General features: G+C 51.7%; 9 protein-coding genes. All 9 read left to right on the top strand.

What is annotated here, in order from left to right; genetic code table 11:
* Positions 1 to 15 precede the first annotated feature (15 nt).
* The gene (locus tag IJN28_01365; GenBank protein ID MBQ6712421.1) at positions 16 to 1,479 is read left to right on the top strand and encodes a UDP-N-acetylmuramoyl-L-alanyl-D-glutamate--2,6-diaminopimelate ligase; all 1,464 of its coding nucleotides are present in this window, start codon (positions 16 to 18) and stop codon (positions 1,477 to 1,479) included.
* Positions 1,476 to 2,855, top strand: a complete 1,380-nt coding sequence (locus tag IJN28_01370; protein MBQ6712422.1) for a UDP-N-acetylmuramoyl-tripeptide--D-alanyl-D-alanine ligase — start codon at positions 1,476 to 1,478, stop codon at positions 2,853 to 2,855. The genes IJN28_01365 and IJN28_01370 overlap by 4 nt, the downstream gene beginning before the upstream one ends.
* Positions 2,848 to 3,816, top strand: coding sequence for a phospho-N-acetylmuramoyl-pentapeptide-transferase (locus tag IJN28_01375; GenBank protein ID MBQ6712423.1), 969 nt, complete (start codon positions 2,848 to 2,850; stop codon positions 3,814 to 3,816). Before IJN28_01370 ends, IJN28_01375 begins: the two co-directional genes overlap by 8 nt.
* 16 nt (positions 3,817 to 3,832) lie before the next feature.
* On the top strand, positions 3,833 to 5,191 hold the full coding sequence (locus IJN28_01380; protein MBQ6712424.1) for a UDP-N-acetylmuramoyl-L-alanine--D-glutamate ligase: 1,359 nt from the start codon (positions 3,833 to 3,835) through the stop codon (positions 5,189 to 5,191).
* 58 nt (positions 5,192 to 5,249) lie between these two features.
* Complete coding sequence (spoVE, locus tag IJN28_01385; protein ID MBQ6712425.1) at positions 5,250 to 6,350, top strand: stage V sporulation protein E; 1,101 nt, start codon at positions 5,250 to 5,252, stop codon at positions 6,348 to 6,350.
* Positions 6,351 to 6,408: 58 nt separating this feature from the next.
* Positions 6,409 to 7,524 (top strand): undecaprenyldiphospho-muramoylpentapeptide beta-N-acetylglucosaminyltransferase, encoded by a 1,116-nt coding sequence (gene murG, locus IJN28_01390; GenBank protein ID MBQ6712426.1) that lies wholly within the window; start codon positions 6,409 to 6,411, stop codon positions 7,522 to 7,524.
* Positions 7,525 to 7,603: 79 nt separating this feature from the next.
* Positions 7,604 to 8,986: a UDP-N-acetylmuramate--L-alanine ligase gene (locus tag IJN28_01395; protein MBQ6712427.1), complete on the top strand. Its 1,383-nt coding sequence runs from the start codon at positions 7,604 to 7,606 to the stop codon at positions 8,984 to 8,986.
* A 32-nt stretch (positions 8,987 to 9,018) separates the two neighbouring features.
* Positions 9,019 to 10,269: a UDP-N-acetylglucosamine 1-carboxyvinyltransferase gene (gene murA, locus IJN28_01400; protein ID MBQ6712428.1), complete on the top strand. Its 1,251-nt coding sequence runs from the start codon at positions 9,019 to 9,021 to the stop codon at positions 10,267 to 10,269.
* A gap of 15 nt (positions 10,270 to 10,284) precedes the next feature.
* Positions 10,285 to 11,217, top strand: a complete 933-nt coding sequence (locus IJN28_01405) for a D-alanine--D-alanine ligase (protein ID MBQ6712429.1) — start codon at positions 10,285 to 10,287, stop codon at positions 11,215 to 11,217.
* Positions 11,218 to 11,313 lie beyond the last annotated feature (96 nt).

Below are 11,313 nucleotides of genomic sequence, written 5' to 3' on the forward strand. Positions count from 1 at the left end.
CAACTTCTTGCATCGATCGATACGGAAGCCGTTATCGGCAGAACCGATATCGAGATACAAGATGTTTCATATGATTCCAGAACAGTGACGGCAGGTACGCTCTTTATCTGTCTGGATGGGGCGCGTGTTGACGGTCATGCATATGCGCAGAAGGCGGCAGAAGCAGGTGCTGTTGCGATCGTTGCCCAAAAGGATATCGAAGTGGCAGAAGGCATTACTGTCATTCGTGTGGCAGATACGCGCGCGGCGATGCAGGCGATCGTGCCGAGCTTCTTTGATTATCCGTCGCGCAAGCTGAGAATGATCGGCGTGACGGGAACGAACGGTAAAACGACGTCTACGTATGTGCTCCGTTCTATCCTTCAAAAAGCAGGCTATCGTGTCGGCGTGATCGGCACGATCCAGATCATGATCGAAGATGAGATCATTCCGATCAACAATACGACACCCGATGTTATCGACTTGCAGAAGATATTGGTGCGTATGGTCGAAGCGAATATCGACTATGTCATCATGGAAGTATCGTCGCATGCACTCGTGCTCAACCGTGTGGCAGGCTGTGACTTTAATGTGGCGATGTTTACGAATCTGACGCAGGATCATCTAGACTTCCACAAGACGCTCGAGCAGTATGCGCTTGCCAAAGCCGATCTTTTCGCGCGTGTGGCAAGTCCGATGAACTGCAAGCCGAATCGTGCGGCGGTCGTTAATCTCGATGATGAGGCTTCAAAGACGATGCTTGCGGCGGCAAAAGGTGTCAAGACGATTACATACGGTATCAACAACGATGCCGATGTGCGTGCGACCGATATTACGGTAACGGGAACAGGCACTTCGTTTAAAGTTACAGGCGCGTACGGTGAGCATGATCTCAAGTTGCGCATTACAGGTATCTTCAACGTCTATAACGTACTCGGTACGATCTGTGCGGCATTGTCGGAGAATATCGAGTGGAATACGATCATCGCGAGTTTGGAATCGTTCACAAGCGTGGCAGGTCGATTCGAATTGATCGATGGCGGACAGTCGTTCCCGATCATCGTTGATTATGCACATACGCCCGATGGGCTTGAAAATATCCTCAAAACGGCAAAAGAGTTCACGAAAGGTCGTATCATCGTCGTATTCGGATGCGGCGGTGACCGCGATCGTACGAAGCGCCCTATCATGGGGCGCATTGCAGCCGAGCTCGGTGATGTCGTTATCGCAACGAGCGACAATCCGCGCACGGAAGACCCTGCCCGTATCTTAGACGATGTGGAAGCAGGTATCCTTGAAGTGCTCGATGACAATACACAATACGAAAAAATTGCTGACAGACGCGCGGCGATCGAACGTGCCATCACAATGGCAGAGGCAGACGATGTCGTTATGATCGCAGGCAAAGGCCATGAAACGTATCAGATCCTCAATACGGGTACGATCCATTTCGATGATCGCGAAGTAGCAAGAGAAGTAGCGAAAGGGTTGGCGAAATGAGATTTTCAGTAGATGAGATCAGTCAGGCCGTCAGTGGTAAAGTCTGCTCGATGGGAGCAGATTCGTTTGGCGGTGTGTCGACCGATACACGCAAAGTAAAAGCAGGCGACTTGTTCGTCGCACTCGTCGGCGAAACGTTTGACGGACATCGGTTCGTTGAGCAGGCATTCGAGCGCGGTGCCGTCGGTGCTGTTGTATCGCAGGATGTGCCTGATGCAGAAGGCAAGACGATCATTCGCGTCGGTGACACGCTTCTTGCGTATCAGAATATCGCGCGCCTTTATCGCGAGCGATTCGACCGTCCGTTCGTTGCCATCACAGGCTCGAACGGCAAAACGACGACAAAGGATATGGTCGCATCGGTGCTTGAGCATCGCTGTGCGATCTGTAAAACACAAGCAAACTTTAACAATGAGATCGGTCTTCCGTTTACGCTTCTTTCGATGAAAGAAGACGATGAAGCGGCTGTTGTGGAGATGGGCATGCGCGGTCTTGGTCAGATCGCACAGCTGACGCGTATCGCACATCCGACGATCGGTGTTGTAACGAATGTCGGGGAAACGCATATGGAGATCCTCGGCAGTATTGACAATATCGCACTTGCCAAAAGCGAGTTGCCGAAGTCACTTCCTGCACGAGGCATCGCTATCTTAAATGGTGACGATGAACGTGTGCGCAAGATGGCAGATGTGACGCGCGCGCAGGTCATGCTGTTTGGTATCGACGGTGACGGCCTTGATGTACGTGCGAAAGATATTACGAAATGTGCGGGCGGTACGTCGTTCGTCTGCTGCATAGCAGACGGCGAAAAAGAGATGATGGTTCCTGCGTTCGGTCGCCATAACGTGCAGAATGCGCTGGCGGCTGTCGCAGTCGGTCGTGCGCTCGGTATGACGCTCGACGATATCGCAGAAGGTCTGGCCTCGTTCGTGCCGAGCGGTATGCGATTCGCTGTTCAGCGAGTGGGCGATTATACGTTCATCAACGATGCGTACAATGCCAGCCCGCGTTCGACGGCAGGTGCGATCGACAACCTTGCCGATATCACGGACGGTCGTAAGATCGTCGTATTCGGCGATATGCTGGAACTTGGCGACATCACGGAAGATGCGCATCGCGGTATCGGCAGAAAATGTGCCGAAAAAGGCGTTGATGCGATATTCACATACGGTTCTCTGGCGTGTCTTGCAGCAGACGAAGCAAAAGCGTGCGGTGTACCTGCCGCAGTCGCATGTGACAGTCACGAAGAGATCGCAGAGCATCTCAACACATACTTACAAGCAGGCGATACGGTCCTTGTGAAGGGATCGCGCGGCATGAAGATGGAAACGGTCATCAAGCTTATCGCATCGGAAGGAGAAACGAATCATGATTGATATACAACAACTGATCTCGGCACTGCTTGTTGCACTTGCTGTTTCTTTGGCACTCGGCCCGATCGCGATACCGATGCTCAGACGATTGAAATTCGGTCAGAGCATTCGCGAAGAAGGTCCGAAGAGCCACCAAGCCAAGTCGGGAACACCGACGATGGGTGGTATTATGATATTGATCGCGATCACGGTCGCATCGCTTATTTTTGTCGGAGGCAGTCGTGAGGTATGGCTCGCACTCTTTATCACGCTCGGTCACGGCGTCATCGGTTTTATTGATGACTTTATCAAAGTCGTCTTGAAACGTAACCTCGGTCTTAAGGCACGGCAGAAGCTTCTCGGTCAGATCTTGATGGCAGTCGCACTTGTCTATATCTCGATCACCTATATGGGCGGCGATACGAATCTGTGGATTCCTGTACTCGATCAGACGATCGATTGCGGTATCTTCTATTACATCTTGATATTCTTCGTGCTTGTCGGTACGACGAATGCGGTAAACTTGACGGACGGTCTTGACGGGCTCGCATCGGGTACGATGGCGGTAGCGGCCATTGCCTATGCGATCATCTGTCTTATCTTTGGTCAATACGAGCTTGCCGTATTCTGCATGACGGTCGTCGGCGGTGTGCTCGGTTTCCTCAAGTATAACGCGCATCCTGCGAAGGTATTCATGGGCGATACCGGTTCGCTCGCACTCGGCGGTGCGTTGGCGGCTGTTGCCGTGTTAACGAAAACGGAGCTTCTCTTGATCATCGTCGGCGGTGTATTCGTCGTGGAAGCGTTGTCTGTTATCATTCAGGTAGCATCGTTCAAGACGACAGGTAAACGCGTATTTTTGATGAGTCCGATCCACCATCATTTTGAACTCAAAGGCTGGTCGGAGAAAAAAGTTGTTACGGTATTTTGGCTCTGCGGTGCGCTCTTGAGCGTCGTTGCCTTGATGATGGTAATGGCAGTGTAAGTAGGGGGAACAGGAAATGGATTTTAGCAATAAACAGATCGTCGTTGTCGGCGCAGGCATCAGCGGTATTGCTGTTGCCGAGATTTTGGCAGGGAAAGGCGCGTCGGTAACGCTCAATGATAATAAAAAAGAAGAAGCACTTCTGCATGATGTGTCACCCGCCCGCGAGGCAGGTGTCAATATCGCGCTCGGCTATCAGGATAACAGCCTTCTTGAGAATGCGGATATGCTCGTCATCTCTCCGGGGGTACCCGTTACGATCCCGCTTGTGCGCGAAGCGGAAGCAAGAAATATCCCTGTCATCGGTGAGATCGAAGTAGCATATCAGCTTTGCAAGGCTCCGATGGTGGCGATCACGGGTACGAACGGCAAAACGACGACGACGACTCTTCTCGGTGAATTGATGAAAACGGCGAAAGATGATGTCGTTGTCGGCGGTAATATCGGTATGGCATTGTCGAAAGAAACGGAAGCCGTCAGTGAGGACGGCATCGTCGTTGCGGAGATTTCGAGCTTCCAGTTGGAACGTGTGCAGGACTTCTGTCCGACGGTGGCGGCGATCCTCAATGTAACGCCCGATCATATCGACCGTCATGGCAGTGTCGACAACTATCGTTTGACGAAGGAACGCATCTTCGCACAACAAGGCGAAGGCGACTATGTCGTGCTCAACTATGATGAGCCTGTCGTTCGCGATATGTCAATGCGTGTGCCGAGTACGGTATTTTATTTCAGCCGTAAGACAGAACTGACGAACGGTATGTTTGTCAAAGATGGTGCTATCGTACTCAACTGGAACGGTGAAACGACGACGGTATGTCCGCTTGCCGATCTTCAGATAAAAGGCGACCACAACGTGGAGAATGCACTTGCCGCGTGTTCGGTCGCATTCTTGGCAGGCGTGAAGGTCGCTGACATGCGCGCTGTACTGGCGGGGTTCGGCGGTGTGGAACATCGCATCGAGCCTGTTCGCGAGCTTGATGGTGTCGGCTACTACAACGATTCGAAAGCAACGAATCCCGAATCGTCCATTAAGGCCCTTGAAGCATTCTCTGATGGTATCGTTTTGATCGCGGGCGGTCATGATAAGATGACTGACTTGACGGAGTTCATGACGAAGATCAAAGAGCGTGTGACGCACCTCATCTTAATTGGGGAAGCGGCAGGCAGATTCCGCGAAGAAGCGGAGAAGATGGGCGTTGCATCTATCATCGATGCAGGCTTCTCGATGGAAGAAGCAGTCAAGATCGCTCACGAAAAAGCAAAAGCGGGAGAAGCAGTCGTATTGTCGCCTGCATGCTCGAGCTATGATATGTTCAACAACTTCGAAGAACGAGGAAGAGAATTTAAGCGGTTCGTTCACGCACTTCAATAAGTTTTACTCGATTTCAAGCAGACATGATGACAGAACCTCCGCGTAAGGAGCGTTGTGTATGAATAAGAAAACGGGAGCCGTCGATACGGTATTGGTATCGGCTGTGCTGTCCTTGCTGGCACTGGGGATTGTGATGGTCTACAGTGCCAGTGCTGTTTCTGCCGAGGTGCATTTTGATGATTCGTATTATTTTTTGAAACGACAGCTTATCTGGACGACGATCGCGCTTGGTGCGATGGTCTGCGCGATGCGGATCGATTATCATGTGTGGAAAGGGCTTGCCGTACCGATTCTGGCGGTGACGGTAGTACTGCTCATCTTGGTCTTGGTTCCGGGACTCGGCAAGGTCGTCAATGGTGCGAGAAGGTGGCTTGGGGCGGGCGGCTTCTATCTGCAGCCGTCAGAGATCGCCAAGCTCGGCATGGCTGTCTTTGCGGCGGCCTATCTGACGACGAACATCGGTCGTATCAAGCAGTTTTGGCGTGGATTGGTGCCGATACTTGGTGTCATGCTGATGATATTCGCGCTTATCTTGGCAGAGCCTGATCTCGGTACGGCACTTGCCATCGGCGCGATGGTATTCGTGCTGTTGTTTACGGCAGGGGCGCGTACGCTTCATCTGGCTTCGCTCGGCATGGTTGGTGTACTCGGTGTCGCGGTGGCGGTCTGGCTCGAGCCGTATCGCATGAAACGGATACTTGCCTTTCTCGATCCGTGGTCAGACCCGCTCGGCAGTGGGTATCATATCATTCAGTCGCTCTACGCCATCGGGTCGGGAGGCTTGTTCGGTGTCGGGCTGGGACGAAGCAGAGAAAAGTTTCTTTATCTGCCCGAACCGCATACCGATTTTATCTTTTCCATTATCGGAGAGGAACTGGGGCTTATCGGTACGCTGACTGTTATCTTACTGTTCTTTTTGTTGGCGTGGCGCGGAATGAGAACGGCGATGCACGCACCCGATACATTCGGCAGTCTGCTGGCAGTCGGCCTGACGAGCATGATCGTATTGCAGGCGATGATGAATATGGCTGTTGTGACGGCGTCGATGCCTGTGACGGGGATCCCGCTGCCGTTTTTGAGCTTCGGCGGATCGGCGCTCATTTTTACAATGACAGGTGTGGGAATTTTGCTTAACATTTCCCGCCAAATTCGGTTATAATAAAATGATAGGCAGGAAATAAGCTTGCCTTTGATCAGGTATACAGGAGGAATGGTTTATGCGCGTTATGGTTTCGGGCGGCGGAACGGGCGGTCATATTTATCCCGCCATTACGATCATTGAGCGTCTGCGGGCGCAAGATCCGTCTGTCGAAATTTTATATGTGGGAACAAAAAAGGGATTGGAGTCGGATATTATTCCGAAAGAAAATATTCCGTTCGCAACGATAGAAGTAGCAGGCTTTCAGCGTAAGCTGACGCTTGAGAATCTGGCGATAGCAGGTCGTGCGGCAAAAGGTGTCTGGCAGGCATTATCGCTTGTGAGAAAGTTCCGTCCCGATGTGGTGATCGGTACGGGCGGATATGTTTGCGGGCCTGTGCTTTTGGCGGCAGGTATGCTCGGTATCCCGACGATGATACAGGAGCAGAATGTCGTTCCCGGTATGACGAACAAGATCGCATCGCGTTTCGCGGCGAAGATCGCGGTCGGTTACGAAGAGGCAGGGAAGTATTTCCCCAATCGGGAGAAGATCGTGGCGACAGGCAATCCGATCCGTGCGGCGGTCATGTTGGCGCGTCGTGCAGACGGATTGAAGGAATTTGGTCTTGATGAAAGCAAAAAGACGATACTCGTATCGGGCGGTTCGCGTGGTGCGCGCAGTATCAATACGGCGCTTATTGCACTTCATGAAAAGTTTCGTCACAGAGATGATGTTCAGATATTGCACATCACGGGTCAAAGTGAGTATAATAGAGTGATAGACAGTCTGAAAGAGAAGGGTATAGACTGGGAATCGGCAGGTAATATTAAGATCGTGCCGTATGCCTACCATATGCCCAATGCGCTGGCAACAGCAGATTTGGCGATCTTCAGAGCAGGGGCGCTGGGTCTTGCCGAGCTTGCGGCACGCGGTATTCCGTCGGTTTTGGTTCCGTATCCGTATGCAACGGCGAACCATCAGGAATATAATGCGCGTATCGTAGAAAAGCATGGCGCGGCTGTCGTGATAAAAGATAGTGAATTAACAGGAGAAGTGCTCCTTGCAAAAGTAGAAGAGCTTCTCGCCGAGCCGAATACGCTGGCGAAGATGGCAGCTGCAAGTTTGGAATTGGGACGAGCAGAAGCGGCAGACGATATTGCACGTTTGGTGCGAACGCTGGCAAAACGCGGCTAGGAACGGTTCTCTGACAGGTTGCATACAATAAGCCGAACAATAACCGAAGGAGCGGCGCGCAAAAGGAGGAAATAAGTCTTTGCTTACGACTAAGAAGAAGATACACTTTGTCGGTATCGGCGGTGCCGGTATGAGCGCAATCGCCAAAGTTTTGATAGAAAAAGGATATGACGTGTCGGGTTCCGACTTGAAGAGATCGGAAGTTACGGAGCGTCTGGCTAAAATGGGTGCCGATATCAAGATCGGACAAAAAGCAGAAAATATAGAAGGGAAAGAAGTACTCGTTGTTTCGACTGCTATCCAAGCGGCGAATCCCGAGCTTGTTGCGGCGAAAGAGCAAAATATTCCCGTGCTTCATCGTTCGGATGTCGTTGCGTTTTTGATGAACGAATCTTCGCGCGGTATTGCGGTCGCAGGTGCGCACGGTAAAACGACGACGACTTCGATGAGTGCTGTTGTACTGGAGAGATGCGGTCTTGATCCGACTGTCATCATCGGCGGAGATGTCGATTATCTCGGCGGCAATGCGAAACTCGGTCACAGTGGTGTGATGGTCGCAGAAGCAGATGAGAGTGACGGCTCGTTTTTGACGCTGTATCCGAAGGTCGCGATCGTGACGAATATCGAGAATGACCATATGGATCACTACGGCACGATGGAGAATATCCTCACGGCCTTCCGTCAATTTTTACATAACTTGCCGGAAGAAGATGGGGTAGCTATTCTCTGTTTCGACAACGAGCATATTCGCAATATGGCACCGCAGATCGAACGCACACAGATCACGTATGCGATCGAACATGATGCGGATTATCAAGCGAAAAATATCGTAACGATCGGTCAGAATACGAGCTTCGATGTATATTATCAAGAAGAGTTGTGCGGACAGATCGTGCTCAATGTACCGGGCAAACATAATGTGCTCAATGCACTTGCGACTGTGGCGGCGGCTCGCGAAATGGGCGTAGAGATGGAGGCGATCGCCGAAGCATTCACGCTCTTCAATGGTGCGAAACGCCGATTCCAGACGAAAGCCAAAGCAGACGGTGTATGGATCGTCGATGACTATGCACATCATCCGACCGAGATCAACACGACGCTCACTGCGGCACGTCAGACGAAGCCGAAAAGACTCGTTTGTGTATTCCAACCGCATCGTTATACGCGCACGTATCATTTGGCAACAGAATTCGGTGCGGCATTTGATGAAGCCGATGTCTTGATCTTGACAGACATCTATTCGGCGGGCGAAGCTCCTATCGACGGTGTTGACGGTGAACTCATCGTACGCAAGGTCAAAGAGCATAACGGAAAAGATGCCGTTTATATTAAGGATTGGCAGAAGATCGCAGATTACTTGGAAACACACAAAGAAGAAGGCGACCTTATCATGACGATGGGCGCAGGCAATATCTACGAAGTCGGAGAAGACTTGGCAGAGCGATTGGCAAGTAAAGCCTAAGCGCGCCGCCACCCAACTGGAGGGCGGCGATGGTGGAACGATTGGTGATTCGCGGAGGACGAAGGCTTACCGGTACGGTTTCTATCAGCGGTGCGAAGAATGCGGCTCTGCCTATTATGGCGGCGACGCTGCTGGCTGAAGGGGAAAGTATTCTTCATCGTGTACCGAACCTTCGTGATATTCGTATGATGCAGGATATCTTACATGGTCTTGGTGTTCGCACGGTGCGGGATAACAGCTCGCTTACAGTCGATACAAGGGCTGTCACATCGGCCTCGGTCGGCGAACAGCTATCAAGAGAGATGCGCGCGTCGGTGTTTTTGATGGGCGCACTTCTCGGCAGATGCGGCGAAGTGTCTGTTTCGTATCCGGGAGGATGTGCGATCGGACCGCGTCCGATCGACCTTCATTTGAAGGCGTTCGAGAAGATGGGCGCACATATTGCCGAGGAACATGGCACAGTAAGGCTGACGGCAAAAAAACTGGTCGGTGCGGATGTGCAGTTCGACTTTCCGAGTGTCGGTGCGACGGAGAACGCGATGTTGGCAGGCGTGCTTGCTGAAGGTGTGACAGTCCTCAGAAATGTGGCGCGTGAGCCCGAAATCGTCGATCTGTCATCATTTTTGCAAGCGATGGGTGCGAAGATAGACGGCGCAGGAACCGATACGATCACGATATGTGGTGTGAAAAGGTTAGTACCTGCCGAATATACAGTGCAGCCCGACCGTATTGAAGCAGGTACTTTCCTGTTGGCAGGCTGTATCACGCGCGGTGAAGTCATACTCGAAGATGTGATGCCGAATCACCTGTTTGCTGTTATTGACAAATTGCGTGAAGCAGGCGCGCAGGTAAGGTGCGCGGAGCGTGAGATACATCTTTGTGCCGAACGTATTCGAAGTGTCGATATCAAGACACTGCCGTATCCTGCGTTTCCGACAGACTTGCAGGCGCCGATGATGGCACTTTTGGCAACGGCAGAAGGAACGGGCATCATAACGGAAACGATCTTCGAGAATCGGTTCAAGCATGTAGACGAACTCGTTCGTATGGGTGCACATATCCGTGTCGAGGGCAGAAGTGCTGTCGTACGCGGAGTGCCTGTATTGACAGGGACGAAAGTCGAAGCGGGGGATCTGCGTGCAGGTGCGGCACTCGTATTGGCGGGGCTGTGTGCCGAAGGGATAACAGAAGTCGACCGTGCGATATATATCGACCGCGGATATGAAGAGATAGAACATAAACTAAGACAGATCAATGCGGATATCATCCGTAAAAAAGGATAAAGTCAGGTGGAAGAAATGAAACAGAAAAAAATTATCGTATTGATGGGCGGACCGTCGGCAGAAGGCGACGTTTCTCGTCGTACGGGTGCGGCGATCCTTGCGGCACTTCAGGCAAAAGGATATCAGGCAGAAGGCATGGAACTTAATCCTGCCACGCTTATGACCGATCTGAAAGAAGCAGCATGTGATGTCGTATTTATTGCGATCCATGGTAAATTCGGTGAAGACGGTGCCGTACAAGGTACGCTCGAAATGATGGGTATCCCGTACACGGGCTCGGGTGTGATGGCGAGTGCCGTTGCGATGGATAAAGCGGCAACGAAAGATATGTTTATCGCACACGGTGTACCGACGCCGCGTTCCGTATTCTATGATGATCGTCAAGACATAGAGGCGATCGAAGAAGCGATCCGTCGCGACTACGGCGTGCCTGTCGTTATCAAGGCAGTAGCGCAAGGTTCGAGCATCGGGGTGAGCATCGTTACAGAAGATGATGCTCTTCGTGCGGCGATCGAAGAAGGATTCCGTTACAGCGAAGGTATTCTCGTTGAACAATATATCAAAGGTCGTGAACTGACGGTCGCTGTATGGGATGACGGCAAGTCGGCACAGGCGCTTCCTGTCGTTGAGATCCGCCCGCATTCGGGTGCCTATGATTACGCATCGAAATATACGAGCGGTGCGACCGACTATCTTTGTCCTGCGCCGCTTACAGAGGCAGAAACGAAAGTCGTGCAAGAGGCGGCGATCAAAGCCTTCCGTTCGCTTCGCTGTGGTGGTATCGCCCGCGCAGATGTCCTGCTTGATGCAGAAGGCAGACCGTACGTGCTTGAGGTCAACACGATCCCCGGTATGACGGCAACGAGCCTTGTTCCGAAAGCTGCGGCAGCAGCAGGTATCTCGTTCGAAGACTTGTGCGAAAGAATCTTGCTCTCCGCTATTCGATAACAGAAAATGAAAGCTGTGGAGATTCTCGAAAAGAAAGAATTTCCACGGCTCTTCTTTTTGGAAAACGCTTGTATTCCGAGAAAGAGTAGTATAATA

Source organism: Selenomonadales bacterium, assembly GCA_017442105.1.
Taxonomy (GTDB): domain Bacteria; phylum Bacillota; class Negativicutes; order RGIG982; family RGIG982; genus RGIG982.